Source organism: Streptomyces sp. PA03-6a (assembly GCF_033792765.1).
In the GTDB taxonomy this organism is placed as follows: Bacteria; Actinomycetota; Actinomycetes; order Streptomycetales; family Streptomycetaceae; genus Actinacidiphila.
In genome coordinates this window covers 69,443-88,760 of the sequence record NZ_JARAVK010000004.1, presented here as the reverse complement: position 1 = coordinate 88,760, position 19,318 = coordinate 69,443, and the positions used below count along the sequence as shown (strand labels likewise).

The window sequence follows — 19,318 nt, the reverse complement described above, 5'->3', positions numbered from 1 at the left end:
CGGCTGGGAGGAGCCCGCGGAGCCGGAACCGGAACCGGCCCTCGAGCCCGTAGCCGCCCCTCGAGGCGAGCATCGCCTCGGGCACGTCGTCATGCACATCCAGTAACCGGACCGGGTGCGGGCACCCCGGATCCGGCGCCTTCGCGGGGGTCCCTTGACCTCAAGGCCGGTCGAGGTTCTACGGTCACTGCATGAGCATGGAGACCACGGCCTGGACCCAACTGCACAGCGTCATGAACGCCACGCACGACCGACGCCCCCTGGCCCGCGACACCCTGCGCCGCGTCGGCGCCTTCGCCCGGCCCCACCGGCGCCGCATCACGCAGTTCGTCCTGCTGAGCACCGTGACCGCGCTGCTCGCCGTCGCGACCCCGGTCCTCGCCGGCCGGGTCGTCGACGCCATCGTCTCCGGCGGCGACCCCGGGCGGGTCACCACGCTGGCCGTGCTAATCGCCGTGATCGCCCTGGCCGAGGCGGGCCTCGGGCTGCTGAACCGCTGGCTGTCCGCGAACCTCGGCGAGGGCCTCATCCTCGACCTGCGCACCGCCGTGTTCGACCACGTCCAGCGCATGCCGGTCGCCTTCTTCACCCGGACCCGCACCGGGGCCCTGGTCAGCCGCCTCAACAACGACGTGATCGGCGCGCAGCGCGCGTTCAGCAACACGCTCTCCGGGGTCGTCGGCAACCTCGTCACCCTCCTGCTGACCCTCGGCGTCATGCTCACCCTGTCCTGGCAGATCACCCTGCTCGCCCTCGCCCTCCTCCCGGTCTTCGTCGTCCCGGCGCGCCGCATGGGCACCCGCATGGCCCGCCTCCAGCGCGAGGCCGCGGCCCACAACGCCGCCATGGGCACCCAGATGACCGAGCGCTTCTCCGCGCCCGGCGCCACCCTGGTGAAGCTCTTCGGCCGGCCCGCCGACGAGTCGGCCCGGTTCGAGGAACGCGCCCGCCGGGTCCGGGACATCGGCGTGCGGACCGCCATGGCGCAGTCGGCGTTCATCACGGCCCTCACCCTCGTCTCCGCCCTCGCGCTGGCGCTCGTCTACGGACTGGGCGGCCACTTCGCGCTCACCGGCGCCCTCGACGCCGGCTCCGTGGTCACCCTCGCCCTCCTCCTGACCCGCCTCTACGCGCCCCTGACCGCACTCGCGGGCGCGCGCGTCGACATCATGAGCGCCCTGGTCAGCTTCGAGCGGGTCTTCGAGGTCCTCGACCTGGAGCCCCTCATCGCCGACCGCCCCGGCGCCCGCCCGGTGCCGGACGGGCCCGTCGCCGTCGAGTTCGAGGACGTCCGCTTCGGCTACCCGTCCGCCGACAAGGTGTCGCTGGCCTCACTGGAGGAGGTCGCGGTCCTGGACACCCGCGCCGGCGGCGAGGTCCTCCACGGGATCTCCTTCCGCGCCGAACCCGGCCACACCGTCGCGCTCGTCGGCTCGTCCGGCGCGGGGAAGTCGACCATCGCGCAGTTGCTGCCCCGCCTCTACGACGCAGACGGGGGCGCCGTCCGCGTCGGCGGCACCGACGTCCGCGACCTGACGGCCGCCTCGCTGCGGGCCACGGTCGGCATGGTCACCCAGGACGGCCACCTCTTCCACGACACCATCCGCGCCAATCTCCTGCTCGCCCGGCCCGACGCCACCGACGACGACCTGCGCGACGTCCTGCGCCGCGCGCGCCTCGACCGGCTGGTCGCCGAACTCCCCGACGGCCTCGACACCGTCGTCGGCGAACGCGGCTACCGCCTCTCCGGCGGTGAACGCCAGCGCATGACCATCGCCCGGCTGCTGCTGGCCGGCCAGCGCGTGGTCATCCTCGACGAGGCCACGGCCCACCTCGACAGCACCTCCGAGGCCGCCGTCCAGGAAGCCCTCGCCGAGGCCCTCGCCGACCGCACCGCCGTCGTCATCGCCCACCGCCTCTCCACGGTGCGCGCCGCCGACCTCATCCTCGTCGTCGAGGACGGCCGCATCGTGGAGCGCGGCACGCACCCGGAACTCCTGGCGGCGGACGGCCGGTACGCGGAGCTGTACCGCACGCAGTTCCGCGAGGAGGGCCTCCTCCCGGGCACGCTGCGCTGACGCCTGAGCTGTTCCAGCACGGTCCCGGGTGTTCCGGCACATGCACCTTCCGCGCACGATTCTGGAGGCACCTTGAAGCTCTTGCTCACGTCAGGCGGCGTCACGAACCCGAGCATCCACTCGGCGCTCGTGCGGCTTCTCGGCAAGCCGATCGCCGAGTGCCACGCCCTCTGCATCCCGACAGCACAATGGGGTCACCCGATGTGCGGTCCGGCATCGGTGCGGGGCTTCGCAGCCGCCGAGCCCCGGTGGCAGCACCTGACCGGCCTGGGCTGGGCGTCGCTCGGCGTTCTCGAGCTCACCGCACTGCCCACCATCGGCGCGGAGCGATGGGTCCCCTGGGTCCGGGAGGCCGACGTGCTCCTGGTCGACGGCGGCGACGCGACGTACCTGTGCCACTGGATGCGGGAGTCCGGGCTGGCCGATCTGCTGCCTTCGCTGCCCGACACGGTCTGGGTGGGAGTGAGTGCCGGAAGCATGGTGATGACGCCCCGGATCGGAGCGTACTTCGTCGAGTGGCCGTCCGCGCCGGACGACCGCACTCTGGGAGTCGTCGACTTCTCGATCTTCCCGCACCTGGACGCCTTCCCGACGAACACCCTGGCCGACGCGGAGCGGTGGGCCGCCGACATCGGCGTCCCGGCCTACGCCATCGACGAACAGACGGCCATCCAGGTCGTCGACGGCTCCGTCGAGCTGGTCTCCGAAGGCCAATGGACGAAGTTCGGGTCATAGCCGGGACGGCGTCCGTGACGTCGCGTCGCCGGAAGGGCCGAGCCCGGGACACCACGTCCGTCGGTCACCCGTACGGCACGGATACCGCGCCTCGACGCGGCCCCCGTCTCACGATCGGTAGCGGAGCCGGTCCGGCGCGCACGATCACCGATCCGGACGGCCGGCGCACGTGATCTCTCCACCGTCGAGGAGGCCGCCTTGGGACACGCCGTCGGCGATGTGCTCGGCCTGGCCGCCGCTGTCGCGGTCAGTCCGCTCCCCATCGTGGCGATCATCCTCGTCCTGGCCACCCCGCGGGGGCGGACGAACGGCACGCTGTTCGCCCTCGGCTGGTTCCTGGGACTGGCCGTCCTCGGCGCGATCACGCTGGCGGTGGGCGGCCCCGGCGGGGCGTCCGCGCACGGTCACCCGGCCACGTGGGTGGGGGCCCTCAAGCTGGCGCTGGGCGTCCTGCTCCTCCTGTTCGCGGCCCGGCAGTGGCGGGGACGTCCACGCGACCCCTCACAGGCGCAGCTGCCGAAGTGGATGGCGGCGATCGACCACTTCACCCCGCCGAAGGTGCTCGGCCTCGGCCTGCTGCTCTCGGCCGCGAACGCCAAGAACGCCCCGCTGACCATCGCCGCCGGCGCCTCCATCAGCTCGGCAGGGATCCCCGTGCCTCAGCAGATCGGGGCGCTCGCCGTCTTCGTGGTCATCGCGTCGCTCGGAGTCCTCGCCCCGCTCGCCGTGTACCTGTGCATGGGTGAACGAGCCGAGGGCATCCTCGCCAACTGGCGGGACCGGGCCGCCCGGCACAACGCCGCCATCATGGCCGCCCTGTTCTTCGTCCTCGGCCTGAAGCTACTGGGGGACGGCATCAGCGGCCTGGCCTGAGGCCCCCGCAGCCCCGAATCGGGCTTCGCGTCCAACTACGCATAGAGCCGGGCGTCGGTCGCGTCGGCCAGGCCGGACACCAAGGCGTCGGTCGGCACGGAGACCCGCGCTCCCGCTTCGGCCGCGCCGTTCGACTGCGCCTCCATGCCGGTGCGGGCCGCTGCCGGCACCGAGGTGGAGGCCGTGACGGCGGTCCGCGACGCGGGCGGCACCACGCCACGGTGACCACCTGGCTGCCCGAGAAAGGCTGGAACCGCCGCTTCCAGGCACTCGGCAGCGCCTACCTCGCCGGGGACAACGGTGTCGGGATGGGCACCGCCGTCAAGACCGGCTACGCGGCGACCACCACGGACGCCGGCGTCGGTGATGCCCTCGACGTCAGCTGGGCGCTGAACAGCAACGGTGAGGTCAACACCACTCCGCTGAACAACTTCGCCTCCCGTTCCTCCTACTTCACCGGATGCTCCACCGGCGGACGCCAGGGCTACATGGAGGCCCAGCGCTACCCCGACGACTACGACAGCATCCTCGCCGAGGCCCTTACCGACCGCACCGCCGTCGTGATCGCCCACCGCCTCTCCACGGTGCGCGCCGCCGACCTCATCCTCGTCGTCGAGGACGGCCGCGTCGTCGAGCGCGGCACCCACGCGGAACTCCTGGCGCCGGAGGGCCGGTACGCGGAGTCGTACCGCACGCAGTTCAGCACGGAGAGCGTCCTGCCGGGCACCCTCCTCTGACCTGGGCCGGAGAAACCCGCTTCGGGACGGACGGATTGGGCTACAGCGGTGCCCGCCGATTCGAACGTCATAAACCTGCGGCGGGCTGTCCCGACCGTCGTCGCCGCATTCCTGGCAGGACGCCGAAACGGGGTCAGACCGGGAGTGGGTACGGATCCTCACCTGGGCCGTGCCCACTGCGGGTGGTGTGGGCGGCCTTTCCTTCGCGGGCCTGTCCGATGGGGCCGAGCCGATCGACGTGACGCTCATCGCGGTCTTCGTGACGGCCGTGGTCTTCCGGCGCGACATCCGGCGCGTCTTCGGCCTCGCCGGCCTCGTCACGGGCGGGCCCTGACCACCGGGGCCCGGCGCACCGCGTGGCGCGCCAGGTCGGGGCAGTTCCGCATCACCCGGTCGGCTACTGAATGTGCACGTCACATTACGTAGGGCGATTCTTGCTGTGGGCTCGCCGCTGTCTTCGACAGTTCTTCTCTCCTGGTGAGCGGCGTCCGCCGCGCGTTGTGGGCCCCTTGCTGGAGGTGACGTGTTGTCCCGGATAGCCATACCTCGGGCGTGGTGGGCAGTGGCCGCGAGCGTGGCCCTGACGTCCAGTGCGTTCACTGGTGCCGCGTATGCCGAGGGCGCCGGCGGCGGTCAGGCTCGCGCTGCGAAGCCCGGCGCTGAGACCAGTCTCGCGGACCCGTGCTTGTTGTTCCCATACTTCCCCGGGTACTGCCCCAGCCGCCCCGGGCATCACGGGCACCCGGGGCGCCCCGGGATTCCCGGCCCGCCAGGACCTCCCGGGCCTGCTGGTCCCGCTGGTCCGGCCGGTCCCGCTGGTCCCGCTGGTCCCGCTGGTCCGGCCGGACCTCCGGGCGGGACCGGCCCGCAGGGGCCGCAGGGCGAGACCGGCCCGCAGGGCCCCCCTGGTGTCGCCCCGGCTCACGGCCTGATGGACTACGACGATCCCGGTACCTTCGAGTTCGTCCCGCCCGCGAATGTCACCACAGTCTTCGTCCAGGCGTGGGGCGGTGGCGGAGGTGGTGCGAGTGGTGCCGCCGCCCTCAGTGGATCCGGTGGTGGGGCCGGGGGCTTCGCCTGGTGCGTCCTGCCTGTCCAGCCCAGTACACCGGTCACGGTGTTCGTAGCCGCAGGAGGCGTGGGCCAGTCCGGACAATCGGACGGCCTTGTCGGCGGAAATAGCGGGGCGATCAACAGCCTCGGCAATTTCGTGGCCGGCCGCGGCGGCCTCGGTGGCAGGTTCCTGCCCCCAGTTGGTGGTGCGGGCGGCATGGGCGAGTGCAACGGCATCCAGGGCACGGTCCGTCAAGGCGCCACCGGCGGCACTGGATCGTTCTCGAATGCTGCGCCCGGCGGCCTGGGAGGCCGTCCGGCAGTGGACGGCATCATCCAGCCGGCGCCAGCAGGTGCCGGCACCGGCGGCACCGGCGGCACCGGCGGCGCCGACAACACCGGCGACAACGGCGGCTCCGGATACGTCGTCATCTGGTGGTAGACCGCGACCGGGCCCGGCACGCCGTCCGGGGCGCCTGGCCCGTCCGGTCAGGAGCCGCCGGCCTGGGCGGCAGTCTTGGCTCCGGCCGGCGCCTCCTTGCGGACCTCGCTGTCCGGGTAACGCGTGGCGACGGTCTCGGCCGTGGCCTTGTTGCCGGAGGTGAAGACGACCTTGCCGCTCGTAGCGACGACCTCGAACTGCTCTCGCTTGGACTGGCACGAGCACGGCATTACTGGGCTCCTTCGCTGGCAGTGGTGCGGGCGGGGCCGGCCACGAGGGAGGCCAAGGCGTCGACTTCGGCGCGGCGCCCCTCGTCGCGGCGCGCCATGGCGGCGGTGAGGGCGTCGACCAGGCCGCCGTCCGACGAGGGCGGCGGCCAGGGCGGCGATGTCGGTCACGGGTTGGTCGGTGGGCGCGGGTGCGGTGCCGGTGTCGTGTCCGGGCGCTACGTCCGGGTGCCCGGGCGCGGCCTCGGGCTGGGCGAGGGCGGCGGAGGCGGCGAGGGCGAGGTTCGCGCGCTCGGCGACCGCTGTAGCGACCAGCGGCGAGGAGTGCCCTGGGACGGGGACGGACAGGACGGCGCGGAGCTGCCAACGCCCGTTGCCGCCCTTCTTCATGTGGTAGCTGGGCTGGCAGCCCTGGAACACGCGCCGGTCCCATTCCGACAGCCACGGCCCGGCGGCGCCGCAGAACCACATGCCGCGGGCGTTCATGCCGACAGTGACGATCCCGGCGACGGTGTGGGTGTCGTCGAACTGGCACGCGTCTGTCTCGCACGCAGTTCCGCGAGGAGGGCCTCCTGCCCGACACGGTGCGCTGACGTGTGGCGGACGAACCCGCTTCGACCTCGGCGAACCGGGACATCATCGAAGCCGCTGCTGTAGCCGATCTCTCCGCCTGGGTTCCACTTCGGGCGCGGCGCTACCGGGTCCGAGACACCTGGGATTCAAACAAACCGGACGTTGCTGCAAGGCCCCGGATGACGACGCAGGGCGTCAGATCGCCTGCGCTGCCAGCTTGTTGTCACACACCGGCGGGCTGTCCGGTCTCCGTAAGTGCAGGCTGTATGACAGTACGGTCTGCGCCGGCACGGGTTGATCACCCGTGCCGGCGGTGGCCATCGGCCCGGCGTGAAACGGGCCCGGCGCACCCGAAGCGCCCGTCCCAGCGGTGGAGGCGGGCGCTTTGCGCAGGTCCCGATGCCGCTCACTCACCCCCTCCTGCAGGCTCGCTGTCGCGGTCCGGGCACATCCGCCGCGGGCGCCGGTTGGTCAGGCGAGCCCGGCCGCGCCGGGACACCAGGCCGGGCGATCACCCGGTCGGCTACTTAATGTGCGCGACATGCTGCGCAGAGTGATTCTTTCTGTGGGCTCGCCGCTGTCTCCGACAGTTCCTCTCTCCTGGTGAGCGGCGTCAGCCGCGCCTTGCGGGCCCCCCTTGCCGGAGGTGACGTGTTGTCCCGAACAGCCCTGCTTCAGGCGCCCACACGGCGGCGCCCAGGTGGTCCGCGGTTGTGGACGTTGGCCGCGAGCGTGGCCTTGGCGTCCTGCGCTCTGACAGGTGCCGCATACGGGGGCAACGCCGACAGCAGCCGAGCTGACGCCGCAAAGCCTGGTGCCGAAACAGGCTTCGCCGACCCGTGCTTCCTCTTCCCCTACTTCCCCGGGTACTGCCCGAGCCGCCCCGGCCACCACGGCCACCCGGGCCGCCCCGGCATTCCCGGACCTCCCGGCCCGCCTGGACCTCCCGGCCCGCAGGGGCCTGCTGGACCTGCTGGACCCGCCGGGCCGCAGGGACTTCCGGGCGAGACCGGCCAGCAGGGACCTGCCGGACCCGCCGGACCCGCCGGACCCGCCGGACCCCAGGGCCTGCCCGGTGTCGCCCCCGCCCACGGCCTGGTGGACTTCGACGACGACGGCGAGTTCGTGCCGCCCGCCGCGGTGACCACGGTCTTCGTCCAGGCATGGGGCGCCGGCGGGGGCGGAGCCGTAGGCGGCGGCGCGATCACCGGCGCCGGAGGCGGCGGCGGCGGCTTCGCCTGGTGCGTCCTCACCGTCCAGCCGGGCACACCGGTCGCGGTGGACGTCGGCGCCGGTGGCGCCGGTGGCGCCGGCCCGGCCAACGGTTCTCCGGGCACGCCGACCGTTGTGGACAACAACCTGGGCGGCGTCGTGTCGGCCAGCGGCGGCGGGGGCGCGTCGCTGCTCATCGGGGGCAGCGGTGGCACGGGCGTCTGTCCTGGGCAGGGCACCGTCCGCACGGGCGCGGACGGCCAGGAGGGCAACCCGCTACCGGGCGCCCCGGGCCAGGGCGGCCGCCCCGCGGTGGACGGCGTGGTCCAGCCAGCACCGACCGGTGCGGGCGAGGGCGGCGACGGCGGCAGCGACACCGACGCTCCAGGTGCGGCGGGCGGCGACGGATACGTCGTCATCTGGTGGTAGACCGCAGGCGGCCCGGCGCACCACCTGGCGCGCCGGGCGCCGCGTCTTCAGGGGGCTGTCCCGGGGGTCACTCGGTCGGCTACTGAAAGTGCACGTCGAATTATGCAGGGCAATTCTTGCGGGTGGCTCGCTGCCGTCAATGACAGATAGCGGCGGCTGCCGCCCGCTGCGGGGCCCCTTCCTGGAGGTGACATGTTGTCTCGAATAGCCATACCTCGGGCGCTGTTGACGGCGGCCGCGAGCGTGGCCCTGGCGTCCAGTGCTCTGACGGGCGCCGCGTACGCCGACGGTGGCAAGGCTGCCGCCGTGAAGCCTGACGCTCAAGCCGGCCTCGCTGATCCGTGCTTTCTCTTCCCGTACTTCCCCGGTTACTGCCCCAGCCGCCCGGGCTATGGTCACCCGGGCCGCCCCGGCATTCCCGGACCTCCCGGCCCGCCTGGACCTCCCGGCCCGCAGGGGCCTGCTGGACCTGCTGGACCCGCCGGGCCGCAGGGACTTCCGGGCGAGACCGGCCAGCAGGGACCTGCCGGACCCGCCGGACCCGCCGGACCTGCCGGACCCCAGGGCCTGCCCGGTGTCGCCCCCGCCCACGGCCTGATGGACTTCCAGAGCGACGGTCAATTCATGCCGCCCGCCGACGTCACCACGGTCTTCGTGCAGGCATGGGGCGCCGGCGGGGGCGGTGAGGGAGGCGATTTCGCCCGCACCGGAGCCGGTGCCGGCGCCGGGGGATTCGCCTGGTGCGTCCTTCCCGTCCAGTCTGGTACACCGGTCGTGGTAGACGTCGGCACAGGAGGCGCGGGCGGGCCTGCGAGCGGCTTCCCCGGCACACCAAGCACGGTGGACAACGGGCTAGGCGACATCGTGACTGCCGAAGGCGGCGCGCGGGGGCTCATTCCCGGTGGCGCCGGCGGCACAGCCTCCTGCCCCGGCCAGGGCACAGTCCGCCAAGGCAACAACGGCGCAAACGGCACCCTCACTGGTCCGATCGGTGAGCCGGGTGGCCAGGGAGGCCGTCCTGCGGTGGACGGCATCATCCAGCCAGCACCCCAGGGCGCAGGCATCGGCGGATCAGGCGGCGCACGCACCATCGGCCTCCCCGCCCTCGGCGAGAACGGCGGCCCCGGATACGTCGTCATCTGGTGGTAAACCGCCGGCGGCCCGGCGCACCATCCGGTGCGCCGGGCGCGGGCAGCCAGGCGTCAGATGCCTTCCTGGCTGTCGGCCGCCATCTCCCGAGCGCCGACCCGAGTTGAGACGCCTTCTTCCGCGACGGCCAGCCGTCCGGCATGAGCCAGTCGCTTGGATGGCCGGATATCCGCATCTCCTTCTCCGCCGGGTCGCGCAGGCCCGCATGCCGTGAGGGCATCGGGCGGCCGGAGGGGTCGGCCCGTACGCAAGGCGGGCCACGTCGAGGCCGCCTCAGCGGAGGACGGGTGCCGGCCCGGCGGTCTCCACCGCCGGGCCGGCACCCGCGTGTCTTCGGGCAGCCGTGGATCAGTAGTAAACCCAGTACCCGTCGTAGTAGTCGTAGGAATCCGTGTAGTCCCAGTACTCCGTGTACTCCCAATATTCGTAGTCGGACTCCCAGCAATCGCTGTCGCCGCCGTAGCCGGTGGTCTTCGTCTGCTGCTGGGGTGCCTGGGTGGACACGGCGCTTGTCTGCGCCGACGCGGGAGCGGCGAACGCCGTGGTGGGGATCAGGGCGCCCCCTGCCGCCAGGGCCGCGGAGGCCGTGAAGATCGCCAGACGCCGGGAACGAGGTGTGCGGGCCATGAGAATTCTCCTTGTTGAGGGATGACGGGAAACCGGGATGGTTCCGGGAGGGCCACCCGTTCTGCGTGAACCGATGCCTCCATTGAGCCCGGCCCGGTGCCTCGCGTCACGCCCCTGGAATTCGGGGCTTGACAAAAGCGACGTCCACCGGGGTCGGGACCCCGGAGCGCCTCCCGTGCGCGGCCGACGTGGCCGAGGGTCACGTCAAGGCCACAGATTTCCGGTGATCCGGTCCCCAGCGCGGGTCCCGGTGGTAACTTCCACCGGCTACTTGACCTTGTCTTTACGAGATCCAGGGGGAACCGCGATGAGCACTCCGCCACCGCCGCCCGGCACCAACCCGTACAACCAGCAGCCGCCCGCGCCGTACGGCCCGCCGGCCGGCAACCCGTACAGCGTGCCCGGCCCTCCGGCGCCCGCGCCCGCACGCCGCATCGGCGTGAAGGGCATCGTCAGGGGAGTGATCAGCCTCGTCGTGATCGGCTTCGTGGTCTACGGCGGCTACACCACCTGGTTCGGGGGCGCCGCGACCGCCGACGCGGGCGACTGCCTGCACGCGGGGAACGCGGCGGCCACGGGCGTGATCTCCGTCGGGGACCCGGAGTTCGAGATCGTGGACTGCGGCGACCCCGGGGCCCAGTTCAAGGTCGCCAGCAGGCAGTCCGGGACGGACGGGAGCTGCGACGAGCCGTACAGCCGGTACACGCAGGGCGGCTCCGGCCGGGACTTCACGCTCTGCCTCGAACGGCTGAAGTGAGCGCCCGCCCCCACTGCTGAGGTCCGCTCCCGGCCCCGGTCAGCCCCGGTGACGCCACGTCACGTGGTGGGTACCGTGGTCGGGATGCGGATCCTTCATCTGTCCGACATCCACATCGGCCCCGTCGACGGGCCCAACTCCCGCGGGATCGACGCGCGGGAGTCCCTGCGCCGGATGCTCGCCGCCCTCGACTCCGTCCCGGACGTCGGCGCCGTCGTCGTCAGCGGCGACGTCGCCGACGACGGCTCCCCGGAGGCGTACGCCGCGGCCCGCGACATGGTGCGGGAGTTCGCCGCGCGCAGGCGGGCGCCCGTGGTGTTCTGCACCGGCAACCACGACGAGCGCGGCGCCTTCGCCAAGGTGCTGGGCAGCGGCCACCTGGGAGCCGACGGCGACGACCTGGCGACCGCGGTCGTCGACTCCCCGGAGGGCGAGCGGGCCGCCGTGAGCGTGATCGGCGGCCACCGCTTCATCACGCTCGACTCGCTCGTCCCCGGCAAGGTGTACGGCCGGGTCGGCCCGCGCCAGCTCGGCTGGCTCCGCGAGGTGCTGGCCGAGCCCGCGCCGCACGGATCCGTGGTGGTCCTCCACCACCCGCCCGTCACCCTCGACGTCGCGACCCAGAAGGCCCTCGGGCTGCAGGACGGGGCCGAACTGGCGGACGCCGTACGCGGCACGGACGTACGGCTCGTCCTGTGCGGCCACTTCCACCTGCAGCTCTTCGGCCACCTCGGGCCGGTCCCGGTGTGGGTGACCCCGGGCGTCCTCAGCCGCATCGACCTCTCCGGCCCGCAGGGCACCGAGCGGGCGGTACGCGGGGCCTCGGCGACCCTCGTCGACCTCGGCGGTCCGTACGCCCCGCTGTTCCACGTGCTCCACGCACGCGACCCACGGGCGGGCGAGACGGTGTACGAGCTCGACCGCGACCAGCTCCGCTCGGTCGTCGAGCGGCTGGGCCCCGGCTCCTGATCAGGGCGTGACCAGGACCTTGCTGATCAGCGGCAGGTGGTCGGAGGCCGTCGGGTCGGCCTGCACCACGCGCGTGACGAGCGGCTTGACCTCGTCGGTGGTGTAGATGGCGTCGATGCGCTCGGTCGGGGCCTCGGCGGGGTAGGTCGCGCCGTCGCCACGGCCGTGCAGCGAACGGGCCCACGCGTCGGTGTAGCGGGACTGCAGCGGCTGCGACTCGGGGGCGTCCGGCAGGGCGTTGAAGTCGCCGACGAGGACGGCGGGCTCCCTGTCGCCGATCAGGTCCACGATCTGCGGGGTCTGCTGGAGGCGGTCGGTCTGCGAACTGGCGGCCAGGTGGGTGCAGTAGAAGTGGACGGCCTTGCCGCGCACGTTCAAGGTGGCGTGCAGCAGTCCGCGCTGCTCCTGGCCGGGGGACTTGTACAGCCAGGTGTTCTCCGACGCGGTGATCGGGTAGCGGGACAGGATCGCGGTTCCGTACTGGATCCGGTGGTCGCTGCCGGCCGGGGGCGCGTTGTCGATGTTGGCGCCGAAGACGACGTGGTAGCCCAGCAGCTTCGCCAGGTCGGCGGCTTGGTCGGCCCAGTCGCTGCGCGCGGAGTAGTGGTTGTCGACCTCCTGCAGCCCGACCACGTCGGCGCCGCTCCTGCGGACGACGTCCGCGATCCGCGGGACGTCGAGCACGTCATCGGTGCCCTGGGCGTGGTGGATGTTGAACGTCATCACGTCCAGCACACGCGCGCCGCGGCCCTCGGCGGCCGGGGCTTTGCCCGTGGTGGCGGCGGCGGTGCCGGTGGTGGCGGAGAGCGCGAAGACGACGGCGAGTGCGGACAGGGTCCGGCGCAGCATGACGGGGGTCCTCCTGGGGACGGCGAGCGGGAACGATCACGATCGTGTCCGGGCCTCCTGGCGGACGCGTGACGGGGAGGTGAAGTCCACCTCCCCTCCCCGGTGCCGGACGTCACGCCCCGTTCAACCCGCCGACCCGCGGGTCTGGTTGGAGCCTGGGACGGCCCCTCCGGGCAGGCGGGTTGACCCTCGACCTGGTGGAGGGGGCAGAGTCCCGGGTGTGCAGAACGACATGCGCAGTATCGGTGAGCTGGCCCGGGACAGCGGCCTGGGCGTGAGCGCGCTGCGGTTCTACGACGGCGCCGGGGTCCTGGTCCCGGCCCGCGTGGAACCGTCGAGCGGCTACCGCTGGTACGGCCCCGAGCAGCTCGAAGAGGCCCGGTTGCTGGCACGGCTGCGCCGGACCGGCATGCCCTTGGCGGACATCCGCCTGGTGCTGGCCGGCTGGTCCAGTGCCGACACCGACCTGGTCAGGAAACTGCTGCAGGCGCAACTGCGCCGCCTCGAACGGGGTCTGTCCGACGCCCGCGTGGAGTTCTCCGCGATCCGCGCACTACTCGACCGCAAGGAGAACCCCATGTCCTCGCCCCTCACTACCGGCACCGTCCGCCTGGCCGTCCCCACGCCGGACCTGGCCGCCGCACTCGACGCGGTCCGCTTCGCCGCCGGGACCGATCCCGAACTGCCGGTGCTCGGCGGGGTCCTGTTCGACATCGACGGCGGGACGCTCCATGTCGTGGCCACCGACCGGTACCGGATGGCCGTCGCGCAGACCGGTGCCACCGGGCACGACGGGCCCCGCCGCCAGGTCGTCGTGCCGTCCCCGCTCGCCGACGCCATGCGGGCGCTCCTGGCCGGCGGCGAGACGTCCGTCGAGCTCACGGTGGACGGTGACCGTGTCGCCCTGGCGGCAGGCGACCGTCAGGCGGCCGGCCGCTGTCTCGACCACGACTTCCCCGACTACCGCCGCATCGTGCGCCTGCCGGAGGGCCGGCGCGTCCTCGTCGAGGTCGCGGCGCTGCGCACCGCGTTGGAGACCGGACCGGTCCGCGCCGGCGAGACGCGGGAGCAGGACGGGAAGTCCCCCGACATCAGCGTCCTCACGGTGGCGGGCGACGGCACGGTGAGCGTGTGCGAGGACGGCGACGAGGGCCCGGACGACGTCGCCGTCAACCGCGAGTACCTCCTCCAGGCGCTGGCCGCCGGAGCCCGCGACCAGCTGGTGCTGGAGTTCGGTGCCCCCACCGCGCCCCTGACGATCCGCCGGGCGGAGGACGACGGCGCCTTCTCGGTCCTGATGCCCGTCCGCCTGGAAGCCTGACCGCTTCCGGGGAACCGGCCCGGCGGCCGCACCCCGTCACGCCGGCACGGCCACCCGCTCGCAGAACCAGTAGACGCTCACGACCACGATCGGAGCCGTCATCGCGGGCAGCGCCCAGCGGTGGGCGGGGGTGCGGCGCAGCAGGGCCAGCAGGGGGAACGTGACCGCGATGATGCCGAGCTGCACGGCCTCGATGCCGACGTTGAAGCTGAGCAGTGACAGCAGCAGCTCCCAGGACCAGCTCTCGTCGATGCCGAGCGCGCCCGCGAAGCCCAGGCCGTGGACGAGGCCGAAGAGGAAGACGACCGGGAGCCGCCAGCGGCCGGTGGCCTCGCGGTTGCGCAGGAGGAGCCCCGCGAGGGCCACGGCGGCGATGGAGGCCGCGATGACCGGCTCGACGACCGATCCGGGGACGTGGACGAGGCCCATGGCCGCCAGGAGGAAGGTGACGCTGTGCGCGGCGGTGAAGGCGGTCGCCGCGAGGACGACGTCGCGCAGGCCGCGGGCGCCGATGAGCAGGGAGAGCAGGAAGAGGATGTGGTCGAGGCCGAACAGCAGGTGTTCCATGCCGAGCAGGAAGAAGTCCGTGATCTGCCGGGATTCGTGGTGCCCGGTGGTCTCCAGGGTGGGCTCGGCGGCGGTCAGCACCTGGGAGCCCCGCCGGCCGTCGATGTCGTAGTGGACGATCGTCTGCGTGCTGTGCACGAAGCTCTCGGCGTCGGGGAAGAGGGCGCTGGAGACGGTGTACGTGCCGCCGGCGCCGCCCGGGCAGTCGTAGACCAGGGTGAGGACGGCGTACGGGCGGGTGCCGCGGGTGTGGACGTCCGCGTCGCGGGCGGGGCGGGGTGAGCAGGCGGCGTCCTCGTGGCCGACGGCGAAGCGCCCGGTGACGTACTCGTGCACCGCGTCGGCGTTGGTCTGGAGCTGGTGCAGCTGCTCGGTCCGGCCCTGCGCCCCGTACGCCTCCTCGTACAGCCAGGCCGACTTCATGAGCAGGTCGTACTCGAGGTCGAGGGTCGCCTCCACGTGGCTTCCGGTGCCCTTCACCTCGACGTACGCCTTCGAGGTCGCGTCGTGCGCGGCGGCCGGTGCGGCGGAGGCGAGGGCCGCGGCGAGCACGGCGACGAGGGCCGCGAGGAGCACGGCGAAGAGCCGGGGCGCGGTGGTGCAACGCATGAGGTCGGTCCTCTGGGTGGGGGGTGAACGGCGGCGGCCCGCCGTCCCGGACCGGTCGGGTCCGGGACGGCGGGCGTGGGCGGGCCTGCGGTCCTACCGGCGTGTCAGCCGGTCACCGCCGGCCGGTGGACGGCGCGAACCACGGGTACGCGGGCGCGTCCGGTCCCCACGTGCCGGGGCGGCCGTGGGCGTCCTTGGTCACGAAGACGCCCGGCTCGGAGGCGCTGACACCGCCGCCGGTGGAGCGCACCGTGACGAACCAGGCGTGGGTCGTGCCCGGCTTGAGCCCCCGCCAGGTCACCGAGGCGACCTCGCCGGAGCGGGCCTTGGCCTTGCCGATGACGCTCACGGGGTCGTAGAGCGCCAGCGAGTCGGTCGTGAAGGCCGTCTTGCGGCTGGTGAGGTCGACCGGCAGCACCATGTTGTCCTCGGTGCCGTCGTAGCGGTGGTCGGTGTCGTACTCGGTGGCGCCGAACTCGTCGAGCAGCGGCGAGTAGGTGTCCACCGTCACCTCCGAGCGCTTGACGTCGAACTGCAGCATCCGGAAGAAGCTCGCGCCGAACTGGAGCTGGTCGTCCGGCTGGTAGCCGCCGATCTCGGTGAGCCCGAGCCGGTCCGCGGAGACCGTGTAGAACTGGTAGTCCGCGAGCAGCTCGACGACGTCGTGCTCGACCTCGCCGACCTTGGGCTTCACGTTGGTGCCGACGCCGTGCTCGTGACCGGCGAGGATCAGGAAGACGTTCGGGTTGTCCTGGACCACGGTCTTGTAGAGCATCGAGCCGTCGGGCGCGGAGAACGGGGCGCCGCGTCCGTTCGCGTTGCCGCTCGGCGCGAGGTAGTCGTGCGAGAGCAGGATGCCGTTGCGGCCGGGGAAGCGCTTGAAGACGGAGTCGGCCCATTCGGCCTCCTCGCGGGTCACCCCGTAGGACAGGCCGACCACGACGAAGTCGAGGCCGCCGGCGGAGAACAGGTCGTAGTGGTTCTGGTTGTCGCCGGGCCGCCAGGGGCCGCCGTACTCGGCGTGCTTCCAGCCCTTGGACAGGGCCTGGTAGCGGTCGGGGCCGTAGTACTTGTTGTAGATCGCGCCGGGGCCGTTCTCGGTGCCCGACTGGTTGTCGTGGTTGCCCGCAATCACGCCGTTGGGGATCCCGGCGTCGTCGAGGATCTTCTGCTGCTTGGAGGAGAGCTCCAGCTCGCCGGTGATCTGGCGCTGCGTGGCCTCGTCGGCGGGCTTGCGGATGTTGTTCTCGATGATGTCGCCGGTGTGGGCGACGTAGGCGATCTTGCGCTGGTCCTTGTTGGCGGCGATCCAGCGGGAGACGTCGCCGTACGCCTTCTCCCACACCGCGCGCTCCTCGGGCGTCTCCTGCTCCACCGCGCCCTCGGAGAGGTACTGGGTGTCGGTGTAGTGGACGATCGAGAAGTCGTACGAGGCGGGGTCGGCGAAGCGGTCCGGGTCACCGGCGTCGATGTCGTCGGCGAACGGGTCCTCGCCGGTCACCATGACGTGGACCTGCTGCCGGTCGACGTACTTCCGGTCGACGACGGCGGTCAGCACGGTGTTGCCCTCGACGGCGCCGCGGGCGCTGGTCAGGACGTCCCAGGCGTCGGTCCTGGTGTTCCACACGCGCAGCGCGGCGAGCCGTTCGGGGTCGATGACGCCCTCCCAGCGCAGAACCGGCGCGTCCACGTGGCCCTTCACCTTCACGTCGTACCGCTGGAAGGTGACGTCCGGGCCGGCCGGCGCGGGCAGCGTCCTGCCGTCGGCGGGCGCGAGGCCGGCGGCCTTGACCTTCTTCTCGCCCTTGACCTTGAGCGTGGTGGGGACGGACGTGGCCGTGCCCTGGTAGACGTGGTCCGGGGTGATGATCTCGGTCTCGGAGAACGTGGCGGTCACGTCACCGCCGTCGGGCTCGGCCACCGTGGCCGACAGCTTCACGCTGCCGCCCGCGTCGGTCGTGCCGGACTTCGGGGTGAGGTCGGCGGGGGCGTCGGGGACGCCGGCGGAGGTGAACGTCACCTCGCGGGTGCCGGTGTTGCCGACGCCGTCGGTGCCGGACACCTTCAGCGTGTGCTCGCCGGCGGACAGGCCGGGGCCCACCGCGGCGCCGGGCTCGACCGGCTTGCCGTCGAGCGTGACGTCCGGGCCCTTCACGACGCCGGACAGGTCCTGGAGCCGCACGTCGAGGACGACCGAGGCGGTGATCCGCTGTCCGGCGGCGGGGACGCTGGACGCCACCGTGGGGGCGGAGTTGTCGGTGACCAGGAAGCGGGTCGCGGTCTTGCCGCTCTTCGACGTCGCGGCCAGGGTGTGCTTGCCGTCGGCGGTCTTGGCGGTGTCGAGGTCGGCGTACAGGCCCTGGGCAGGGCCATCGACGAAGAACTCCAGGTCGATCTCGGTCAGCGGGTTGACGTTGTCGCCGCAGTTGCCGTCGCCGAAGCCGTACGAGCCCTTGAGCATCCGGCCGGCGGCGGTGCCGTTCGCCGGGGTCAGGGTGATGTCGGAGACGGCGAAGTCGTCGCGGTTGTCGCCGCAGGAGGTCGGGAAGGTGCCCGTGACGAAGTCGATGGTGTTCCAGCCGGGGACGAGCCACTCGTTGGGGAACGTCAGGCCGACGTGCCGGCTGACGAAGTCGGCGTCGAGCACCTGCTTCTGGCCGTTGACCAGGATGTGGTTCTGGTAGCGGGCCTCGATCGAGTTGGTGCCCACGGTGAAGCCGAGGGTCGCGTTGCCCGAGCCCAGGGTCGGTGAGACGTGCACGGCCGGGGCGTCGATCGTCCAGTGCAGGTCGGCCTCGCGCAGGCGGGTGTCGCTGTTGCCGCAGCTGCCGTCGCCCATGGCGTACGAGTCGGCGATGCCGTGGCCGGTGACGGTGCCGCCGTCGAGGGCGAGCGCGAGCCCCGAGATGTCGAAGTCGTCGCGGTTGTTGCCGCAGCTCTCCTTGTAGGCGCTGGTCACGACCGTGATCGTGTTGTCACCGGGGACCAGGAAGCGCGCGGGGACGGCGATGTCGACGCGCTGGCTGACCCAGGTGCCGCCCAGGTCGATGCGCTTGCCGTTGACGAGGAGGTGGTTGTCGTACCTGTCGTCGATCGAGTTCGACCCGACGTCGAAGGAGAAGGTGGCCGCGCCGTTGCCGAGACTGGCGGCGGTGGCGGGCTCCTTGCCGTCGACGGTGAGCGTCGTGGGCTCGCCCTCGGCGCCCGCGGGGAAGTTCGCGAAGACCGGCTGGCGGCCCTTCACCAGCGTGCCGTCCTTGGGCAGCAGCCGGGGGGCGCCCGCGGGGGCGTTGTTCACCGTCACGGTGTTCTTGACGGTCTTGCCCGAGGTCGTCGTCGCCGTGAGGGCGTGCGCGCCGTTGGCGAGCCCGGTGGTGTCCAGGTCGGCGCGCAGGCCGGTGGTGCGCTGCGGGTCGCCCAGGACGAAGAAGGTCAGCGTGGCCTTGGTGAGCAGCGTGGTGTTGGTGCCGCAGCTGCCGTCGCCGAAGGAGTACGTGTACTCGTTCTCCTCGCCGTCCGCGACCTCGCCGAGCAGGTCCAGGCTGATGTCGGAGAGCACGAAGTCGTCGAAGTTGGTGCCGCAGGAGCTGTCGACGGTGCCGGCGAGGATCTCGACCTTGTTCTCGCCCTTGACCAGCTCGTCGTTGGGGATCTCGATCGTGCCGCGCTGGTTGACGAGGTCGCCGATGTCGGCCCGGTAGTCTCCGTTGACCAGGACGTGGTTGTGGTAGCGGGCCTCCGTCGAGTTGGACCCGACGTCGAAGCTGAGCCGGGAGGTCCCGACCGTCCGCTCGGCGTCCACGGCCTTGCCGTCGACCGCGAGCCGTGTGACGGAGTCACCGGCCAGCGTGGGCGTGGCCGCGACCTTCTCCGTGCCCTCCAGGTACGCGCCGTCCCCGGGGGTGAGCGCCGGCAGGCTCGTGGCGTCCGCCGTCTGGTCGTGCCCCGGCGGATGCTTCTCCGCCCCGGTCTCGGCGTACGCCCCGGTGAGGTTCCCGCTCAGCAGGAGCAGCGCGGCGAGCGCCGCCCCCGCGAGCCGTTGCCCCGCCGATCCGCCACCGGGCCGCCTGAGCCGCTGTGTTGGCCGTATCACCAGCTGTCCTTCCGATCG

General features: G+C 72.4%; 15 protein-coding genes and 2 pseudogenes. 12 read left to right on the top strand and 5 right to left on the bottom strand.

Features of this window, described 5'->3' with window-relative positions; all coding sequences use genetic code 11:
• Positions 1 to 191: 191 nt before the first annotated feature.
• From PV350_RS01985 to PV350_RS01955, 7 genes and pseudogenes are all read left to right on the top strand, one after another.
• Positions 192 to 2,078, top strand: coding sequence for an ABC transporter ATP-binding protein (locus tag PV350_RS01985; RefSeq protein WP_500332625.1), 1,887 nt, complete (start codon positions 192 to 194; stop codon positions 2,076 to 2,078).
• A gap of 72 nt (positions 2,079 to 2,150) precedes the next feature.
• Positions 2,151 to 2,813 (top strand): Type 1 glutamine amidotransferase-like domain-containing protein, encoded by a 663-nt coding sequence (locus PV350_RS01980; RefSeq protein WP_500332624.1) that lies wholly within the window; start codon positions 2,151 to 2,153, stop codon positions 2,811 to 2,813.
• Between the two features lie 198 nt (positions 2,814 to 3,011).
• Positions 3,012 to 3,686: a GAP family protein gene (locus PV350_RS01975; RefSeq protein ID WP_499515077.1), complete on the top strand. Its 675-nt coding sequence runs from the start codon at positions 3,012 to 3,014 to the stop codon at positions 3,684 to 3,686.
• Positions 3,687 to 3,773: 87 nt separating this feature from the next.
• A pseudogene (locus tag PV350_RS01970) lies at positions 3,774 to 4,225 on the top strand (tannase/feruloyl esterase family alpha/beta hydrolase); the annotation flags it as partial.
• Positions 4,214 to 4,423: pseudogene (locus tag PV350_RS01965) on the top strand (ABC transporter ATP-binding protein); the annotation flags it as partial. The pseudogenes PV350_RS01970 and PV350_RS01965, both read left to right, overlap by 12 nt.
• A gap of 169 nt (positions 4,424 to 4,592) precedes the next feature.
• Entirely contained in the window at positions 4,593 to 4,757 is a 165-nt protein-coding gene (locus tag PV350_RS01960; RefSeq protein ID WP_499515076.1) for a hypothetical protein, read from the top strand.
• A 597-nt stretch (positions 4,758 to 5,354) separates the two neighbouring features.
• Positions 5,355 to 5,918 (top strand): glycine-rich domain-containing protein, encoded by a 564-nt coding sequence (locus tag PV350_RS01955; RefSeq protein WP_499515075.1) that lies wholly within the window; start codon positions 5,355 to 5,357, stop codon positions 5,916 to 5,918.
• A gap of 47 nt (positions 5,919 to 5,965) precedes the next feature.
• Here the strand turns inward: PV350_RS01955 and PV350_RS01950 are convergent, their stop codons facing one another.
• Positions 5,966 to 6,631 carry a hypothetical protein gene (locus PV350_RS01950; RefSeq protein WP_500332623.1) on the bottom strand — a complete coding sequence of 222 codons (666 nt, stop codon included), beginning with the start codon at positions 6,629 to 6,631 and terminating at the stop codon, positions 5,966 to 5,968.
• Positions 6,632 to 7,816: 1,185 nt separating this feature from the next.
• On the opposite strand from PV350_RS01950, the gene PV350_RS01945 reads away from it, so the two are divergent.
• Positions 7,817 to 8,359, top strand: a complete 543-nt coding sequence (locus tag PV350_RS01945; protein WP_500332622.1) for a glycine-rich domain-containing protein — start codon at positions 7,817 to 7,819, stop codon at positions 8,357 to 8,359.
• 597 nt (positions 8,360 to 8,956) lie between these two features.
• Positions 8,957 to 9,508 carry a glycine-rich domain-containing protein gene (locus PV350_RS01940; protein ID WP_499515072.1) on the top strand — a complete coding sequence of 184 codons (552 nt, stop codon included), beginning with the start codon at positions 8,957 to 8,959 and terminating at the stop codon, positions 9,506 to 9,508.
• Between the two features lie 348 nt (positions 9,509 to 9,856).
• Here the strand turns inward: PV350_RS01940 and PV350_RS01935 are convergent, their stop codons facing one another.
• On the bottom strand, positions 9,857 to 10,135 hold the full coding sequence (locus PV350_RS01935; RefSeq protein WP_499515071.1) for a hypothetical protein: 279 nt from the start codon (positions 10,133 to 10,135) through the stop codon (positions 9,857 to 9,859).
• Positions 10,136 to 10,442: 307 nt separating this feature from the next.
• Here PV350_RS01935 and PV350_RS01930 point away from each other — a divergent pair, with 307 nt between their 5' ends.
• Both PV350_RS01930 and PV350_RS01925 read left to right on the top strand, forming a co-directional pair.
• A complete protein-coding gene (locus tag PV350_RS01930; RefSeq protein WP_500332621.1) occupies positions 10,443 to 10,892 on the top strand; it encodes an LppU/SCO3897 family protein in 450 nt (149 codons plus the stop codon).
• A gap of 84 nt (positions 10,893 to 10,976) precedes the next feature.
• A complete protein-coding gene (locus tag PV350_RS01925; RefSeq protein WP_500332620.1) occupies positions 10,977 to 11,861 on the top strand; it encodes a metallophosphoesterase family protein in 885 nt (294 codons plus the stop codon).
• On the opposite strand, the gene PV350_RS01920 is transcribed toward PV350_RS01925, so the two are convergent.
• Positions 11,862 to 12,710: an endonuclease/exonuclease/phosphatase family protein gene (locus PV350_RS01920; RefSeq protein ID WP_500332619.1), complete on the bottom strand. Its 849-nt coding sequence runs from the start codon at positions 12,708 to 12,710 to the stop codon at positions 11,862 to 11,864.
• A gap of 232 nt (positions 12,711 to 12,942) precedes the next feature.
• On the opposite strand from PV350_RS01920, the gene PV350_RS01915 reads away from it, so the two are divergent.
• Entirely contained in the window at positions 12,943 to 14,031 is a 1,089-nt protein-coding gene (locus tag PV350_RS01915; RefSeq protein WP_500332618.1) for a DNA polymerase III subunit beta family protein, read from the top strand.
• A 36-nt stretch (positions 14,032 to 14,067) separates the two neighbouring features.
• On the opposite strand, the gene PV350_RS01910 is transcribed toward PV350_RS01915, so the two are convergent.
• Both PV350_RS01910 and PV350_RS01905 read right to left on the bottom strand, forming a co-directional pair.
• Complete coding sequence (locus PV350_RS01910; protein ID WP_500332617.1) at positions 14,068 to 15,207, bottom strand: HupE/UreJ family protein; 1,140 nt, start codon at positions 15,205 to 15,207, stop codon at positions 14,068 to 14,070.
• A 112-nt stretch (positions 15,208 to 15,319) separates the two neighbouring features.
• Entirely contained in the window at positions 15,320 to 19,300 is a 3,981-nt protein-coding gene (locus PV350_RS01905; RefSeq protein WP_500332616.1) for a metallophosphoesterase, read from the bottom strand.
• Positions 19,301 to 19,318 lie beyond the last annotated feature (18 nt).